At 66.7% G+C, this 16967-nt stretch carries 18 protein-coding genes; 6 read left to right on the top strand and 12 right to left on the bottom strand.

Annotated features, from left to right (window positions below; translation table 11 throughout):
• Positions 1 to 48 precede the first annotated feature (48 nt).
• The 3 genes from ACWGCN_RS23170 to ACWGCN_RS23160 are packed head-to-tail and all read right to left on the bottom strand — an operon-like array spanning position 49 to position 2943.
• The gene (locus ACWGCN_RS23170; RefSeq protein ID WP_452458737.1) at positions 49 to 1173 is read right to left on the bottom strand and encodes a PDR/VanB family oxidoreductase; all 1125 of its coding nucleotides are present in this window, start codon (positions 1171 to 1173) and stop codon (positions 49 to 51) included.
• Entirely contained in the window at positions 1170 to 2042 is an 873-nt protein-coding gene (locus ACWGCN_RS23165; RefSeq protein ID WP_452458736.1) for a metal-dependent hydrolase, read from the bottom strand. Before ACWGCN_RS23165 ends, ACWGCN_RS23170 begins: the two co-directional genes overlap by 4 nt.
• Positions 2026 to 2943, bottom strand: coding sequence for an alpha/beta fold hydrolase (locus ACWGCN_RS23160; RefSeq protein ID WP_452458735.1), 918 nt, complete (start codon positions 2941 to 2943; stop codon positions 2026 to 2028). Before ACWGCN_RS23160 ends, ACWGCN_RS23165 begins: the two co-directional genes overlap by 17 nt.
• A 212-nt stretch (positions 2944 to 3155) precedes the next feature.
• Between ACWGCN_RS23160 and ACWGCN_RS23155 the strand changes: the two genes are divergently transcribed.
• The 3 genes from ACWGCN_RS23155 to ACWGCN_RS23145 all read left to right on the top strand — a co-directional run bounded on the left by ACWGCN_RS23155 (position 3156) and on the right by ACWGCN_RS23145 (position 6236).
• Positions 3156 to 3773 carry a TetR/AcrR family transcriptional regulator gene (locus ACWGCN_RS23155; RefSeq protein ID WP_452458734.1) on the top strand — a complete coding sequence of 206 codons (618 nt, stop codon included), beginning with the start codon at positions 3156 to 3158 and terminating at the stop codon, positions 3771 to 3773.
• Positions 3774 to 3849: 76 nt separating this feature from the next.
• Positions 3850 to 5262: a WS/DGAT/MGAT family O-acyltransferase gene (locus ACWGCN_RS23150; RefSeq protein ID WP_452458733.1), complete on the top strand. Its 1413-nt coding sequence runs from the start codon at positions 3850 to 3852 to the stop codon at positions 5260 to 5262.
• Positions 5263 to 5282: 20 nt separating this feature from the next.
• Positions 5283 to 6236, top strand: coding sequence for an enoyl-CoA hydratase/isomerase family protein (locus tag ACWGCN_RS23145; RefSeq protein WP_452458732.1), 954 nt, complete (start codon positions 5283 to 5285; stop codon positions 6234 to 6236).
• 84 nt (positions 6237 to 6320) lie between these two features.
• Here ACWGCN_RS23145 and ACWGCN_RS23140 read toward each other — a convergent pair whose 3' ends face one another.
• The 7 genes from ACWGCN_RS23140 to ACWGCN_RS23110 all read right to left on the bottom strand — a co-directional run bounded on the left by ACWGCN_RS23140 (position 6321) and on the right by ACWGCN_RS23110 (position 12992).
• Positions 6321 to 7295 (bottom strand): sterol desaturase family protein, encoded by a 975-nt coding sequence (locus tag ACWGCN_RS23140; protein WP_378994584.1) that lies wholly within the window; start codon positions 7293 to 7295, stop codon positions 6321 to 6323.
• Positions 7296 to 7403: 108 nt separating this feature from the next.
• The gene (locus ACWGCN_RS23135; protein ID WP_452458731.1) at positions 7404 to 8972 is read right to left on the bottom strand and encodes an MFS transporter; all 1569 of its coding nucleotides are present in this window, start codon (positions 8970 to 8972) and stop codon (positions 7404 to 7406) included.
• Between the two features lie 137 nt (positions 8973 to 9109).
• Positions 9110 to 10495 (bottom strand): hypothetical protein, encoded by a 1386-nt coding sequence (locus ACWGCN_RS23130; protein ID WP_452458730.1) that lies wholly within the window; start codon positions 10493 to 10495, stop codon positions 9110 to 9112.
• A 67-nt stretch (positions 10496 to 10562) separates the two neighbouring features.
• The gene (locus ACWGCN_RS23125) at positions 10563 to 11108 is read right to left on the bottom strand and encodes a hypothetical protein (RefSeq protein ID WP_378994591.1); all 546 of its coding nucleotides are present in this window, start codon (positions 11106 to 11108) and stop codon (positions 10563 to 10565) included.
• Positions 11109 to 11597: 489 nt separating this feature from the next.
• Positions 11598 to 12119 (bottom strand): OsmC family protein, encoded by a 522-nt coding sequence (locus ACWGCN_RS23120; RefSeq protein ID WP_378994593.1) that lies wholly within the window; start codon positions 12117 to 12119, stop codon positions 11598 to 11600.
• A gap of 109 nt (positions 12120 to 12228) precedes the next feature.
• On the bottom strand, positions 12229 to 12690 hold the full coding sequence (locus ACWGCN_RS23115; protein ID WP_387445282.1) for a phage tail protein: 462 nt from the start codon (positions 12688 to 12690) through the stop codon (positions 12229 to 12231).
• Between the two features lie 122 nt (positions 12691 to 12812).
• Entirely contained in the window at positions 12813 to 12992 is a 180-nt protein-coding gene (locus ACWGCN_RS23110; protein ID WP_358068566.1) for a hypothetical protein, read from the bottom strand.
• 159 nt (positions 12993 to 13151) lie between these two features.
• On the opposite strand from ACWGCN_RS23110, the gene ACWGCN_RS23105 reads away from it, so the two are divergent.
• The 3 genes from ACWGCN_RS23105 (at position 13152) to ACWGCN_RS23095 (ending at position 15166) form a co-directional block, all read left to right on the top strand.
• A complete protein-coding gene (locus ACWGCN_RS23105) occupies positions 13152 to 13652 on the top strand; it encodes a GtrA family protein (RefSeq protein ID WP_452458729.1) in 501 nt (166 codons plus the stop codon).
• Positions 13653 to 13790: 138 nt separating this feature from the next.
• A complete protein-coding gene (cysC, locus tag ACWGCN_RS23100) occupies positions 13791 to 14369 on the top strand; it encodes an adenylyl-sulfate kinase (RefSeq protein ID WP_452458728.1) in 579 nt (192 codons plus the stop codon).
• A complete protein-coding gene (locus ACWGCN_RS23095; RefSeq protein ID WP_452458727.1) occupies positions 14366 to 15166 on the top strand; it encodes a sulfotransferase family protein in 801 nt (266 codons plus the stop codon). Before cysC ends, ACWGCN_RS23095 begins: the two co-directional genes overlap by 4 nt.
• Here the strand turns inward: ACWGCN_RS23095 and ACWGCN_RS23090 are convergent.
• The gene (locus tag ACWGCN_RS23090; RefSeq protein WP_452458726.1) at positions 15163 to 15969 is read right to left on the bottom strand and encodes an ABC transporter permease; all 807 of its coding nucleotides are present in this window, start codon (positions 15967 to 15969) and stop codon (positions 15163 to 15165) included. The two genes, ACWGCN_RS23095 and ACWGCN_RS23090, sit on opposite strands and share 4 nt — an antisense overlap.
• Entirely contained in the window at positions 15966 to 16904 is a 939-nt protein-coding gene (locus ACWGCN_RS23085) for an ATP-binding cassette domain-containing protein (protein ID WP_378994609.1), read from the bottom strand. Before ACWGCN_RS23085 ends, ACWGCN_RS23090 begins: the two co-directional genes overlap by 4 nt.
• Between the last annotated feature and the right edge of the window lie 63 nt (positions 16905 to 16967).

Here is a 16967-nt window from a genome sequence, read left to right as displayed (position 1 = left end):
TCGACTGATTCTCGTATGCGAGACGACCGATGGCCACAAGTTCGCTGATCACAGGTCGACGGTGACTCGGCGTCCTCGCGCGCGGTCGGTGCACAGCAGCATCGTGTCGGGCTCGTCGAGGAACCGCGCGGTCCCTCGGCTCTCGACGGCACCGGCGAGCACCTTGACCCGGCAAGTGCCGCAGAAACCTTGCTGACACGAGTAGGCGGTGCCCGGCCGGGTCGCGCGCACCGCGGACAGGGCGGACTGGTCCGCGGCGACCTCGACCTCGGTATCGGTGCGCGCCAAACGGATTCGGAACTGGTCGCCGCCGATCACCAGCGGTGCCGAGAAGCGTTCGAAATGCAGTCCCGCCGCGCCCATTTCGGGTAGGAACCCACGAAAAGCATCGTGCAGCACGGGCGGACCGCAGTAGTAGATCGACGACCCGGCGCGGACGTCGGCAAGCAGCTCGGCAGGGTCGGGGCGGCCGTTGCGCTCGGTGGTCAGCACGCGGACCCGGTTCCGGTCCGTGGCGGCGAGCTCTGCCAGGAACGGCAGGGTCGCTTCGTTGCGGCCGAAGTAGGTGAGGGTCCAGTCGAGGCCGGAGCGGTGGGCGTGGCCGATCATGGGCAGCAGGGCGGTGATGCCGATCCCGCCGGCGACGAAGGCGATGTTGTCGACGCCGGCCTTCGACAGCCCCGGGTCAGCGAACGGAAAAGCATTGCGCGGCCCACGAATCGACAGGATCGAGCCTGCGCGTACATCGTCGTGGATCTCGGTCGACGCCGTTCCGCCGTCGATCCAGCGCACCGCGATCCGGTACGTCGTCCGGTCGTCGGGATCGCCGCACAACGAGTACTGGCGGACCGTCCCCGACGGCAATGTGACATCGATGTGCGAGCCGGGATGCCAGCGCGGCAGCTCGGTTCCGGCACAGGATCGCAGCGTCAGGCTCACCACGCCCAGCGCCTCGGTCGTCTTCTCCACGACCCGGACCGCGATGCCACGCTCCACGACCGCGGGCCCGGTCGCGGGCAGGCGCATGTTGCTGAGCGCACTGTAGAAGCGCAGCAGGGAACGGTAGGCCCGCATGACCCGGTCGGGCCGGTTCGGATCGGTGAAAGACGGTGGGATGCGGCGACGGTCGAGCACGACGCCGACCCGGTCCGCGGTGGTCCGGATCTCGCTCATGACGCGGCCAGTGCGGCGGGAGAGGCCGCGAGGTAGGCGACCGCCTGCGAGGTCGAGCCGTAATTGCGGGGATGGTAGGACGGCCTGAAGTACTCGATGGACATCTTCGCGAGGCTGCCGGGTGACGGCACCATCCCCGCGCGCCAGGCGCGGCGCGCGGCCCGCACTGTCGCGAACAGTCCGCGTTCGGCGACCGGATCGTCGTTGAGCAGCAGCCGCATTCCGCGCGAGTGCAGCAAGGCGAAGGTGGGCATCGCGACCAGATAGGCCCTGATGCGATGCCAATAGCTGCCGTCCAGATGCGTGAACAGGTCGTAGGCGACGTGCCGATGTTCGACTTCCTCGGCAAGGTGCCACAGCACCAGGTCGAGCACCCGCGGCTCGATGGTGCCTCGGCGCCACGCGTCGGCGTTGAGCGCCCAGTCGCCCAGGTACGACGTGAAGTGCTCGAGCGCCGCGACAACGGCGACGCGTTCGAGCAGCCAGTTGTGCGCACGCCGGTCGGTCAGTTCGCGCTCGCCGAGCAGAGCGCGGAAGAACCACCGGATCTGGTCGGTGAACCGGGTGGAGTCGAGCCCGTGCAGGTCGAGGTAGTCGACCAGGCTCTGATGCGCGGACGAGTGCGTGGCCTCCTGCCCGATGAAACCCACGACGTCCTCGTGGACCGCGGGATCGGTGATCAGCGGCAACGCCTGCTGGAAGACCTGGACGAAGAACACCTCGCCCTCGGGCAGCAGCATGTTGAAGCTGTTGATCACATGAGTCGAGAACGGGTCGTCGTAGACGTAGTGGAACGGCAGACCGGTCCAATCCCATTCCACGGCACGTGCTTTGAGTGCGACTTTGTCTTGATCACGCAGAGTGCTCACGGGGTTCTCCTGCCTGGGTTGCGGTGGTGGCTGCTTCGACGGCGTCGACGAACGCGCGGATGCGGTCGGCGATCTCGGCGGGGTTGAACGCCGGGGCCCAGTGGCCGCCGTCGACGTCGTGGACCTGCCACTGGTCGGCGACGTGGGCCACGTCGCGCTGTGCGGCGGGCGTGATGAAGATGTCGCGACGCGGGGCGAGCACCTGCACCGGTACACCGACCCTGCGCAGGTGGGGACGGAGCAGCGTCGGTACCAGATTGGCGCTGTAGATCTTGAGACCGGCGCGGTTGTCGCGCGCCCGATGCGGCGAAATATTCGGTGCCACACCGGCTTCCAGTCGGTGCGCGAGCCCGATCGCGGCGTCGACGAGGCCGAGCCTGCACAGCAGCGCGCCGAGCACGGGGGTGGCCAGCGCGCCCATGTAGAGCGGGGACTTCCACATCGTGGCGACCGCACGCCATCCGGCCGGTCCGGCGGCGAGGCTGCTGCGCAACCAGTGCGGGACACCGTCCAGACAGGGCCCGGAGATCGAGGTCAGGGAGGCGATCGCCGAGCGCGTCGCCGGGGCCGCGGCGGCGTGCCAGGCCTGCACCGCGCCCCAGTCGTGGCCGACCAGGTGCACCGGCCGGTCCGGGGAGACCGCCGCGGCTACCGCGCCGATATCGGCGGCGAGCTGATCCTTGCGATAGGCGGAGACCGCCCGGGGTTTGTCCGATTCGCCGCTGCCACGCACGTCGAACGTCACGGTGTGGAACCGGTCCGACAGCACGCGCGCGACGCCGTTCCAGACCGTCTGGTCGTCGGGGAAGCCGTGTACCAGCACGACAGTGGGCCGGGCGAGGTCGCCGGCCGTGGTGACGACCAGGCGATGTCCGTCGGTCGTCTCGATGGGGAAGCTCATCTGCGAATGCCCTTCTGCCTCGGATCATCGGTGATCCGAACGAGCTCGTCGTCTATGACGCGCTACATAGTGGGATGACAGCAATGTAGCCGTAACTGCGTGTTACAGTCAATGGCGAATGTGTTTCTACCTGTGTAACTCGGGTGGAAATGGTGCGCGAACGCGATCGTGGCAGAATCTGGATATGATGATTGACATAGGATGGTGACGCGGTGACCGCAGAGAACAGCGCGGCCGGAGTGACAGCGTCGGCCCGCGACAAGATGCTGATCGGCGCCGCCCTGCTTTTCCGGGAGAAGGGCATCGAGGGCACCTCCTTCGCCGACGTGATCGCCCGCTCGCAGGCGCCCCGGGGCTCGATCTATCACCACTTCCCCGGCGGGAAGGCACAGCTGGCCGAGGAGGCCACCCGGCACGCCGGGGCGCTGATGGCGTCGATGATCCTCAACGATCTGGCCACGAGTGGCCCCACCGCGACGCTGTCGCACATCGTCGACCTCTTCCGGCGCCAGCTCCACGACACCGATTTCGCGGCAGGCTGCCCCATCGCCGCGGGCGCGCTGGAAAGCGGCGATTTCGCCGAGGCGAAGAACGCCGCGGGCGAGGCCTTCGCGTCCTGGGAGTCGCTGATCACCGTCGCGCTGTGGCAACAAGGGGTACCGATGCCACGCGCCCAATCGCTGTCGACCACCGCGATCGCGGCGATCGAGGGCGCGATCCTGGTCGCCAAGGCGCAGCGATCGACCACAGCCCTGGATCGGGTAGATGCCGAACTCACCGCATGGCTGACGGCAGTACTGCCTACCGCGCGCACCGAGGACGACGTATGACCGACACCGCCACTGACGGGCGAGCACCGTTGCGAGCCGCGTCCACTACAGATTTCTCGCCGGAGGCCACCACCCCATGTCGACCACCACGCTGAACCCGATCGATGTCGCCTTCCTCTGGGGGGAAACCGACTCCAACCTGATGAACATCGCACACCTCGACATCTTCCGGCTGCCACCGGACGCGGGCCCGGACTTCGTCGCGGACCTGCTCGACGACCTACGGACCTACACCGGTGCGACCAGCCCCTTCGACCGCCGCATCGACTCCGCGCTGATCGCTCGCGTGCTCCCACAATGGGTCAGCGTCGAAGCGCCGGACCTCGACTACCACCTCCAGCACCATGTACTGCCCGCGCCGGGCGGACAGCGTGAGCTCGGCGCCCTCGTCTCGCGCCTGCACGGTGTACCGATGGATCGGTCGCACCCCCTGTGGCAACTGCACGTCATCGAGGGCCTCGACGACGGACGGCTGGCGCTCTACGTCAAGGGACACCACGCCCTGCTCGACGGCGTCGCCACCGTGCGGCTCGCCCGCAAAGTGATGTCGAACGATCCCGACGAACGTGGCAGGCCTGCGATCTGGGCCTATCGGGAAACCCGGAAGCCCCGGCCCCGCCCCACCCCGGATTCGGCAGGTGCGGGCGCGAGCCCGGTCTCCTCGCTCCGGCGACTGATGAAAGCTCCGATCCGGGGAATCGCCGATCAGCTCACGGGTGTGCAGGCGATCTCACGCATGTACGGCGGGCTGTTCGAATCCGACGCGGCCCTGGTCAAGCCGTATTCCGCGCCGGCATCGATCCTCAACGGCGCGATCACCGCCGAACGCCGGATAGCCACCCAGTCGTTCGATCTGGCGCGCATCACCGCGCTCGCTCAGCGATGCGGGGGAACGATCAACGACGTCATCCTCGCGATCTGCGCGGGCGGCCTGCGCCGCTACCTCGCCGAGATCGACGCGCTGCCCGCGGACTCACTGATCGCCGGCATGCCGATGTCGTTCCGCCCCAAGGACAGCGACGACGCCGAGGGCAACGCGACGACCATGGCGCTGGCCACCCTCGCGACCGACATCACCGATGTGCGGGAACGCGTCTCGGCGATCGTCGCCTCGACGGTCGCTGCCAAGGAACACATGAGCCGGATGTCGGGCGCGGCGGTCATGGCGTACACGGCGATGCTCATGGCGCCCTTCGGCGCGAGTCTGGTACTCGGCGTGAGCAGCCGGATCACGCCGATGTTCAATGTCGTCATCTCCAATATGCCGGGGCCGAGCCGGCAATTGCACTACAACGGTATGACCCTGGAGGAGTGGCACGCGGTATCGATCCCGCTCGACGGTCAAGCACTCAACCTGACGATCCTGTCCTACGCGAATCGCCTCAACCTGTGTGTGACCGCGTGCGCGACCGCACTGCCCCATGTCCAACGGGTCGCACCGTACTGCGGTGACGCGCTGGCCGAACTCGAACGTGCCTACGGGCAATAGCGACAACGAAAGGCAATGGCATGGAGTTTCTCCGCACCGACCGGAACGGCCCCGTTCAAACCATCTGGTTGAACAACCCGCCCTACAACTTCCTCACCGATGCCGTGATGGGTGAACTACTCGACCTCCTGCGCGCCGTCGACGGTGACGACGGAGTCCGTGCGGTCGTGCTCACCAGCGCCGTCGACGGGGTCTTCGTCAGCCATTACTCGGTGTCGGAGATCCTGGAGGGCGTCGAGGCCGCACCGCTGGCGCTGAACGCGCGCACGGCGGGCGCAGCGCTGCGGATGAGTTCCTTGGCCGACCATGTTCCCGGCGGGCCGTCGGGCTTGGCCCGGGTCGGTGCGGGCGGTGTCGCGAATCTCCGCCGCTATCACGAGGTGTGCCGACTGATGCGGGAGTCCAGCACCGTCTTCATCGCCGCGCTCAACGGCCGCGCGCTGGGTGGCGGTTGCGAGCTGTCGCTGGCTTGCGACCTGCGCCTGATGGCCGACGGTCCCTTCGAAATCGGGCAGCCCGAGATCCTGGTCGGCATCATCCCCGGCGGCGGTGGCACCCAGATGCTCACTCGCGTGCTCGGCGCGGGGCGTGCGCTCGAATTGTGTCTCGAGGGCGCTCCGATCACCCCGAGCCGGGCGCTGGAGATCGGGCTCGTGCACAGATTGATCGACGCCGACGAGCTGCTGACCGAGGCGCAGGCGACGGCTGCCAGGTTGGCGAAGCGCTCCCCCACGGCGGTCCGTGGTATCAAACACGCTGTCTACCAGGGTGGTTCGACCTCACTCGAGAAGGGCCTGCACATCGAACGCGCCCACTTCCTCACCGCGGCGTCCACGCCGTCGGCCAAACGCGCGATGGCCACCTACCTCGCCGACGTCGAATCGACGATCGACGCGGGCGGCGACATGTCCGACTTCGTCGCGGAGAGCCTGCCGGGCTGGATCGACGGCACCAAGGTCGACTTCACCGAATAGCGCGGCCAGGCTGCCGCTGCCGATCGCGGTCCCTGCCTGCCCATGATGACGTCACGGGTGGCTCGAACTCGAAGAGCTGCTCGCTCAGGTCGGCTGTGGCTGCCAACCGGGACCTCGGAACAGGAACCCGAGCTTGTCCGAGAATTTTGCCGCGTTCTGCACGTCCTGCCAGATCGCGACTATCTCGCGGGCGTTGATCTTTGCGATGTTGTAGGTGTCGACGTTCTTGGTGAGGCCGTAGATCGCCTGCTCGCCCTCCGGTTCGAAGGAGCCGAAGACGCGGTCCCAGATGATGAGCACGCCACCGTAGTTGCGGTCGAGGTATTCAGTGTTGGAGCCGTGGTGCACGCGGTGGTGGCTCGGTGTGTTGAACACGAATTCGATAGGCGCCCAGAGTTTGCCGATGGCCTCGGTGTGGATGCCGAACTGGTACAGCAGGTTGATCGCGTAGGAGGCGGCGATGATCTTGCCATCGATTCCCGACAGCGCCAGCGGTGCCAGGAAGGGCAGGGACGTGACAACCAGCCATGGCGTACGCAGTGCTGTGGTGAGGTTGAAGTTCTCGCTCGAGTGATGCACGACGTGGACCGACCAGAACACCCGGATTTCGTGGTGTGCGCGATGAAACCAGTAGTAGGCGAAGTCGACCCCGATCAGCGCGACGGCCCACGCAACCCAGCCCTCGAGGTGCCACGGCACCAGCGAGGAAACAGTTGCGAAGATCGCGAGCTCCGCCAGCGCCCAGGGAATGTTGAGCACTTGATACCCCACACCGGCGGCGATGGAGGTAGCTGAGTCACGGTAGTCGTAGGGCTTGCCGTGACGCTTGATGTACACGAACTCCGCCACAACGGCGACAAGGAAGACCGGAATCGCCAGCCAGATCAGCATGGTCGAGACATCCGTGCCGGACATCGCGGACGCAAGTCGGGGCACGACGACTACGGCAGCCGTGCTCAGTCCCGCGAGGAGCACTCCGAACGCCACGACGAACCTGGTCCGGCGGCGGGCCCGGAACTTCTCCCGCCACACCTCGGTAGTCGATTTCGCGCCACTCATAGGTAAACCATCGTCCGGAGCCGCACTCCACACCAGGGACCCCAGGTGTGGCTGATCGCCACCTTGTTGCCGGCAGGGCCGAATGCCCCGCCGATATCGCGACCGGGATCAGGACGGCTTCGGCACGGCTTCCGGGATGCGTCTCATCCGGAACGAGGTGAACAACCCGACGAGACCGGCCAGCAGCGGAACCAGTAGTGCCACCTGCAGAGCTAAGGGCCGAGCCTCGGTGTTGATGCGAACGATCTCGTCGCGGATCTGCGGCGGTTGGTCGACGAGCAGCTGATCGAGCTGGGTGTTGCTCATGATCTCGGCGTCGTCCTCCAGCACCTGCGCCACCTGTTGTTGCTGTGCCTGCGGGAGCACCGTGCTCGATTCCGCCATGCTCGTGAAGGTGATCGACAACGTCGCCAGCATGATGGCGCCGGCGAACGCCAGCCCGAAGGACAACCCGAACGACCCGGCCGCCGAATTGACGCCGGCGGCTTCGCTGATCCGCTCCTCCTCGATCGGGGCCAGTGTGTAGTTGTTGAGCTGGGACACCAGCAGACCCAGCCCTGAGCCCGCGATGATGAGGGGAATGATGAGCCCCCAGCCGAATTCCGCGCGGGGCACGATCGGAACGAGTACCACCGTCCCGACCGTCAGGAGCACGAATCCCCACCGGATGATGGTGCTCGCGGGCCGATCGCCCGCGTATCTGCCGGTGAGCAGCGCTACGGCGAACATGCTCAACGACAGGGGCGCGATGGACAGTCCTGCTTGCATCGCGTTGTACTCGAGCACCATCTGCAGGTAGATCGGCAGGGCGATCATCGTGCCGCCGAGGGCGATCTGCTGCAGCATCTGTCCCGAGATGCCCAGCCGGAAGGCCTTGGAACGGAACAGGTCCGGGTCGAGCAGTATCGATTTGCCCGCACGCTTGCGCCGAACGAGCCAATAGGCGAGGCCGGCCAGCGCGACGGCCCCGAGGGCCAGGAGGGCGCCGACCGCTTCGCCGCCTTCCTGCCACACCAGGATTCCCAGCACGATTCCGCCCATACCGAGTACCGACAGCACCGCCCCGACCAGGTCGACGCTGCGTGGGCCGGTATAGGACACATCGCGGACGATGCCCATCCCGGACAGCACGATCGCGATAACGACGACCTCCAACACGAACCCGACGCGCCACGACAGGTAGGTGGTGATGAATCCGCCGAGCAGTGGGCCGATCGCGGCCGCGATCGCGGCCGCCGCGCCGACCAGGGCATAGACCTTCTTCTGCGCCACGCCTTCGAAGTTGCCGTGGATCAGCGATTGCATGGCGGGCAACAGCAGCGATGCGCCGATCCCGCCGAGCACCGCCCAGAAGATGACGATCGCGATCAGGCTCTGCGCGAACGCCATCGCCGTCGCCCCGATCGCGTAGCCGATCAATCCCAGCGCATAGGCCCGCTTGCGTCCGATCAGGTCACCTGCTTTTCCGCCGATCAGAATGAATGCGGCCGAAACCAGCGCTTCCAACGCGATCGCCGCTTGGACCCCGCTGACGGTCGTGTCGAGATCTCGCACCACCGCCGAGATCGACACGTTCATCAGCGATGTATCGACGACGAGCACGAACATCGCCATCGCCAGCAACACCGCCAGCAGTCGCTGTGTGCCGCCCGTCTGCCCAGCCGAATCGTTGCTCATCGACGCTCACCATCCCGGCAGTCGTGACGTACTTCTGCTGTTTGCTATGACCGGAATCCATTGCAACACGGAATTCACCGTGAACGTCGGACCGACGACGCCGTGACCTCGACGAGAAGGCCTGATCCGAGCGACACTCACCCGTCCCGAGCCGGCACCGCCTCTGTGACCGGTGAGTCGCGTTCGACCAGCGCGGGCCGTGCCACCAGTTCCACCACCAGCAGGGCTGCCACCGCGACGAGCACGGTCACCACCACGACCACGCCCGACGGGTACGGCCAGAACACCAGGGTCGTCACCGCGATCACGATGATGACCACCCGCAGCGGGATGCGGAACCGCGCGACCGCGGATTCGATCGGATTCGGGGCCCGCCCGTGCTCGGGGCGCAGCGCGTCGAGCGCCCGAGTACCAGCGCCACGGACCGCGGCCGCCGATCCCGACGATCCGGTGAGGTATCCGACGACCGCGATCACCACGGCCAGCACGAACACCGCCCGCAACGCGGTGCGCAGCGGAACCAGCACGGTGTCGATCAGCACCGTGGCCGCCTGCGCGGAGAGCACGTCCGCAGGGACGGCCCCCAGATACCACGACCGGCCGAGGGCGATCGCCACGGCCAGCAGCGCCATCGCGATCGCGATGCTGACTCCGACCAGCGCAACGGCGCGTCGGCGTGCGCCGTTCGGCGCCACCCACACGGCACCGACGGCGGCCAGCAGGGTCAGCCAGGGCAGCACCGCGGAGGCCTTGTCCAATGCCGAGGTCGCCCGCTGCGCCTTGACGAGTTCGGGCGATTCGAACAGCACGAACGACTTGTCGACCGTGGGGACCTTGTCCGCGAACGCGAACCCCCGATCGATCAGCGCTGCCCGAACCCGGTCGATGATCGGGGCCAGCGAGATGCTGACCACGCCCTGATCGCTGACATCGACGCCAGGCCGGGTCTGCCCGGTCAGCACCGCGACCAGCGCCTGATGCGCCTGCTCGTTGGCCTGGATCCACAGGGCTTCGAACTGGTCGGAGGCCACGAACGATGCCACCGTGCGGTGCACGAACGACTCGGCCTGATCGGCGATCACCGGCGCCAGCCCGACCACGGCGGGCGGCACGCGGGGAGCGTCGTCGGCGATCGACCGCAGCGCGTCGGCGGTGATCGCCTCGACATCGAGGCGCGTCATGACCTCATCGGTGATCTGATCGGTGAGTTCGCCCTGCAGCACCGGGTCCGACCCCAGCGCGGCCATTGTCCGGACATAGCGGTCGGTGTCGAGGACCTCGCTGTGGGCGTAGCGGGCGAGGACCGCGGAAAAGGACAGGACGGCGACCAGCACGAGCAGGACCGCCGCACCCGTCCAGCGCAATTTCCGGTGACCGGAGGGACGTCGGTCCTCGGCCGGAGCAGCGTTCGGCGATTTCTCATCGCGGGCGCGACGAAGTTCGGTCAGTTCCTGTCGCAGGCGCTGTAGTTCCGCGCGCTCAGCCGCGTCGAGTGGTTCGTCGGCTCCGCTCGAGGCATTCACAATGCTCCTCCGATACAGCCCGAAGGCCGGCCGGGAGTTGCCGCTCCGCGGCCGGATGTCTCGTCGTTCAGACCAACTCGGGGACGCGCAGATGGGCGAAGCCGAGTCGGAACTCCGCCACCTCGAGGACCTCGGCTCCCATGGTGCGGACCGCTTCGGCGCGCATGCGATCCACCAGGGGGCGGCTGTTGTCCAATTCCTCTCGGCTTGCCCAGACCGTGGATCCCACCCCTCGGCCGGTGTCCCGGTCGACGAACAGGCTGGCGCTGCGGAATCCATCGATCTTCTCGAATTCCGGCAGCAAGCTGGACTTGAATGTGTGGATCGCCAAGTCGACTGCCGTCGGGTCGACCTGGATCCAGGTGCATCGGGTGCAGGCACTCGCGCCGGCCAGGTGATCGCGGTGCATGACCGCGACTTCCCATTCCTCGATGTGCTCGACCTGTCCGTTGAGCGCTTCGGCCAGACCGTCGCGCAGCGATCGGACGCGCATCCTGCTGTCGTGCAGGGCGTCCTCCGATTCCCACGCGGTCGTGGCGATGCATCGGCCTGTCGCCCTGTCCACCATCAGTGACATACCGACCCACCCGTCGATTTCGGGCATATTCGGCATCACCGCATTGTGGAGGTATGCGATACCACGGTCGATCGACGACCGCTGGGCAGCGAATGTGCTGGAACGTGCGTACACGGGCCACCTCCTACTCCAGGAAGGGCGGCGCCCCGGCGGGCGCCACCGGACATATCCACTGTCCTCCGAAAAGACCGTCCACACAATGCGACGGCCGTCGTCACCACGTTCGAAATCAGGCAATATTCGACAGCGCGAAGGTATTGACATCGAGCAGATCCGGAGAAGACTGGATATACACCGGAATACCGGAATGAGCCGCACTGCCGACGAAGACGTTCGCCGACGGTAGTGACGACATTTCAGGATCTGGCTAAGCCCCCGGCAAGCCAATCGAATACCGGAGTTGTCAGCGACGACTGAGCTCATGGTTTCGATGGAGACTACCGGGGACTGTTCTGTTTACGGCCGAAATTCTCGACAGTGCAACGAATTCGAACGACGGAGCCGCGCGTGGCGGGGAGGCCCCGCCTAGGCGAGGGTGATGTCGACGGGCACCGCGGTGCGCACTGTGTGCCCCACCGGCGAGCTGGACAGCACCTTCGTGTGCAGGTCCTCGAGCTGCTCCCGGGAAGCGTCCGAATCGATCGACACTGTCGCGGTGATGGACTCGAAGCCGGCGTGTCCCTGGGCGAGCCCGAGGAAAACGTGCAGGTCGAGGTCGCCCTTCACGTCGATGCGCAGATCGTCGATGCGGATGCCGGCGATCGTGGCGTTGGCCGCGTAGCCGACCGCGAGGCAGTTGCCCAGGGCCGCGAGCAGTTGTTCGACGGGGTTGGGGGCGGTGTCGGCGCCGCCGAGCGCCGACGGCTCGTCCGACGGGATCGGCGCGAACTTGCGGACGCGCGCCTCCGAGGCGAACCCGCCCTTCCACCCGACATGCGCCGCCCAGGTGGTCTGCCCCTTGGCCGGATCGGCTCGAACAGCCGCCACGAGACCACCGACGGCGTCGATATCCACGTTGTTGAGTCGGGTACTGGCTTCGACGGTCATGAGAGTCTCCTTGCGGCAGCGAGCGGGAATACTCGAACCACCACAGGGTCCTCGCCGCAGCCGCACTCCCAACAGGGTTTGCCGCACGATGAATCCAGCGCCGGACCGGTCAGTACTCACCCTTGATGACGAAGTAGGAACCGCGAATGGTGCCTGCGAGCTTCGACTTCTGCCGGGCGAACTTGAACGAGTCGAGCTCGGCGGGTACTTCCATTCCGTCGCTGAGCTTGAACCCGACCGCCCGCTTCTTCGCATCGTCGATCGAGTACATCACGTTGATCGACAGGCCGCTTTCATAGAAGACATAGGCCATACGAATGTTCTCGACCTGGAAAGCGGTAGCTTCGAGCGGGCGCGAGGCGATGACGATGTCACGTTCTTCGGCGAGTATCCGGCTCACCCGGTCGACAGCCGATGTCGCCTCGCTCGCGGGCTCCACGGTGAAGACATGATCGTATTTGTTCTTGAAATACCTGGCCTCGTTCGCCCGCAATCCCGCGAGCGCGTCGGCGACCGGCGACGACTCCAATCCCCGGGTCGAAACGGTCTCGAAATCCACGATGTAAGCCACGGCGAACTCCTCAGCGGGTACGGCCGGGTGCAGCCCGGCGAGCTGGCCGGGACCCATACTGCACCAGCACAACCCATCACGCCCCCTGACAGGCCAGGGTGCGACGCGCGAGTTTCGCTGCGTCAGTGCGAGTAGTCGCGGAAGGTCATGACACCGCCGACCAGGACTACCACCGCCGTGAGGATGTAGACGGTGACGCGAAACCAGGTCGGCCCGTAGTAACTGACCGCCATCGACGCGCCCAACGCTGCGAGAATCAGCACCACCCCGTAGAAGGGTGTGCGTTGCTCCCTGTCAACCATTCCTCCAGTGTCCGCCGACTGTGCCGCGGGTGCCAATGCCGATCTTGCCGATCACGGTTGTCGTGCCGCCGCGACACTTGTTTATACGTATACTTCTACGTATAGTCACAAGCGTTGTCCGGCAGCACCGCCGGGTCCGCACGCTCGATCGGAACGAACATGACCGTCTCGCAGATCACCCGCCCCGGAATGCTGCCCACCAGCACCTACGCACCGTGGGTCGGCTCTGCGTCGCACGTCGACCCCATCCGCGTGCTGCGATTCCTGCGCGGCGATCACGCCCTCGCTCAGCTGATCCGGTTCGCTCTGGTCGGCGGTGCCAGCAACATCGCCTATGTGCTGTTGTTCATGACCATGCACGACAGCGGTCCACTGGTCGCCAATGTCGCCGGGTCGATGGTGAGCACCGTGATCGCCAACGAATTGCACCGCCAGCTCACCTTCCGGGCGGGAAGCAGGGTCGGCGGATTCACCGCGCAGTGGGAGGGCGGCGGACTGGCGCTGCTCGGCCTCGGCATCAGCACGGCGGCGCTGGCCGGGCTGGATTTCCTGGCGCCGGATCTCGGGGAGGTCGCGCAGGCGGGTGCGGTGATCGCCGTCATGGCCGCGGTCGGCGGTTTGCGGTTCCTGGTTCTGCGCAGTCTCGTCTTCGGGAACTAGTCGAGAGATGCGCCGAATCATTATCAGTGGCACCGTTTCCCTTATCGTGCCAGGACGAATTCTATTGGGCAGCAGGCGTTTACGCGTCGATCGCACAATCGATACCCCCAGATAATTTCGCCCTGTCAGAAATGTCTGATGAATGACGGGCCCTGCAGACCGGGCGGGACAGTTCTGCTGACCGGGCTGCCCAGTTCGGGAAAATCCACCATCGCAGCCGCCACCCGGCAGCGGGTGGCGGCCGCCGGGCATCGGGTCGAGGTACTCGACGGCGACGACGTGCGCGGGCGGCTGTGGCCCGAACTCGGCCTCTCCCCCGACAACCGCACACAGAATCTCGGCCGGATCACCACCCTCGCGCTGATGCTGGCCGGGCACGGCGTGCTCGTTCTCGTGGCAGCCATCGCGCCGTACGCCGCCGATCGCGCGCTGATGCGGGTGCGCCACGACGACGCCGGCCTCGACTTCGCCGAAGTCCACGTCGCGACAGCGCTTTCCACCTGCACACAACGCGACGTCAAGGGCCTGTACGGGCGCCGATCCAGAGGCGAGCTCACCCAGCTCACCGGGGTCGACGCGGCCTACGAGGAACCGCTGTCGCCCGCTCTGCGGATAGACACCACCGCCGAGCCGGTCGCCGAATCCGCCGATCACGTCCTCGATCTCCTGATCCGCCGGGGCCTGATCACCGCTGCGCTACCGAGCCAACGCCCGTGAAACAGACGACGGCGAACCGCCTCGTACCCGCGCCGATCTTCATCCTGTCCGCGCCCCGATCCGGGTCGACCCTGCTGCGGTCGGTCCTCGACAGCCACGCACGCATCCACGCCCCACACGAACTCCACCTGAACCTGCTGACCGTCCAGGAACTGGAGTGGGCCGCCGACGACATCACCGAGCGCTACGCGAGTATCTCGCTGGACGCGCTCGGCCTGACTATCCGTGAGCTCGAACATCTCCTCTGGGACCGCCTGCTGCACCACGAGCTGGAACGCAGCGGGAAGGACCGGATGGTCAACAAGACGACGAGCAGCGTGCTGACCTGGCGACGGATCGCCGCGTGCTGGCCCGACGCCCGCTACGTGTTCCTGTTGCGCCACCCGGTCCAGATCGCCGACTCGCTGGGCCGCGCGTGGGCGGATCGCCGTGAGATCGACCCGGTGCGGCGGACGCTGGAGTTCGTCGCGGCGATGAACGAGGCCAGGGCGACGCTGGACGGCCACGAGATCCGCTACGAGGACCTGACCCACCGCCCCGAGGAAACCGTGCGCGGCCTGTGCCGGTTCCTCGACGTCGAGTGGCAGCCCTCGATGCTGGACTACGGCCGTTTCGACCACGGCAGCTACATTCGCGGCATCGGCGACTGGAGCGACACCATCCGCTCCGGCGCCATCCAGCCTGCCCGGCCACTGCCCACCGACGAGACGATCCCGGACGCGCTGAGGACGGCGTGCCGAGAATGGGGCTACCCGGCTCGCGCGGAGCAGGACCACCGAGATGCCGCGCTGAGCTAGCGACTCAGATCCCGGAACCGCTTCACTGCCAGCGGGAAGAACACCGCGATCAACGCCAGCGGCCACACCACCGCCAGCATTTCGGCGTGTGCCCCGGCCCAGGAGTCGCCGACCGCACCCGGATTGCCCAGCAGACCGCGCACCGCCGTGGCCGTCGCCGACATCGGGTTCCACTCGACGACCGCACCCAGCCAGGACGGCATCGACTCGGGCGAGGCGATGGCATTGGAGAGGAAGCTGATCGGCCAGACCAGGATCTGCACCGCCTGCACCAGCTCGGGCTTGCCCGCGACCATCGCCAGGTAGATGCCGATCCACAACATCGCGAAGCGGAACAGCAACAACAGCCCTACCGCCGCCAGGAACGAGGCGGCACCATCGTGCCAGCGCCAGCCGATCGCGTACCCGACCGCGATCATCACGATCAGCCCGACCGCCGACTGCAGCATGTCGGCGACGCTGCGACCCACCAGGACCGCGGCCGAGTTCATCGGCATCGAGCGGAATCGATCGATGACTCCCTTGCCGAGGTCCTGGGTCACCGCGAGCATGGTCGCCTCGAGACCGAAGGCCATTGTCATGGTGAGGATTCCGGGGACCAGGTAGTCCTTGAAGTCACCGTCGATGCCGCGCCCGCCGCCGATCAGGTAGCTGAACATCAGCAAAAGCATCACTGGGAACACCAGCCCGACGACCACCTGGACGGGCTGGCGGGCCCAGTGCGCCAGCTCGCGCCTGGTCATCGTCCAGGAATCGGTGAGCGCCGTGCCCAGGGTCCGGTTCGTCGAATATGTCGCGCTCACGCCGCGTCCTCCTTGGTCAGCTGCATGAAGACTTCGTCGAGTGTCGGCCGTCTGATCGCGATGTCCTCGGCCTCGATGCCGTTGGTCTCCAGCGCCCGGACCGTCTCGGTGAGTGCCGCCATCCGGTCACCGACCGCGGCGCTGACCATCCGCCGGTCCTCGTCCACCACCGCCTCGCCGGGGATGAGCGCGGCCGCGAGGGCCAGCTGGGTGGAGTCGTGCAGGACTACGTCGATGCGGTCGCCGCCGGTCTTGGATTTCAGCTGGTCGGCGGTGCCCGCCGCGATGACCTTCCCGTGGTCGATCACCGAGATCTGATCGGCCAATTGATCGGCCTCCTCCAGGTATTGCGTGGTCAACAGCACGGTGGTGCCGCCGTCGACCAGGGAGCGCACCGAACTCCACACCTCGGCGCGACCGCGGGGATCGAGCCCGGTCGTGGGTTCGTCCAGGAACAGCACCTGCGGTGCGGAGATGAGCGACGCCGCGAGGTCGAGCCGCCGGCGCATACCGCCGCTGTACTGCTTGACCGCTTTCTTGCCGGTGTCCGCGAGACCGAATCGCGCGAGGAGTTCGTCGGCCCTGACACCCGCGCGCCGCGCGCCCAGGTGGTAGAGACGCCCGAACATCTCCAGGTTCTGCCGACCGCTGAGTTCCTCGTCGACAGCCGCGCTCTGGCCGAGCAGGCCGATGCGTGAACGCACCTCGTCGGCTCGCGTGCGCACATCGATGCCCGCCACCTCGACCCGCCCTTCCTCGGGCCGGAGCAACGTGGACATGATGCGCACGGCCGTGGTCTTTCCCGCGCCGTTCGGGCCGAGTACCGCGTGCACGGTACCGGCCCGAACAGCGAGATCGAGTCCGTCGAGGGCCTGCTTCGCCCCGTACTTCTTGCGCAGGCCTTCGACGACGATCGAGAGATCGTGGTCAGTCAAAACACCCTCCATCACCAGTGATCAAATTTGACTAGATGGCCAAGGTACCGGGGCCGGTTCAGT

This window comes from Nocardia sp. NPDC055050 (assembly GCF_053608345.1).
This window is presented reverse-complemented; position numbering and strand designations above follow the sequence as displayed.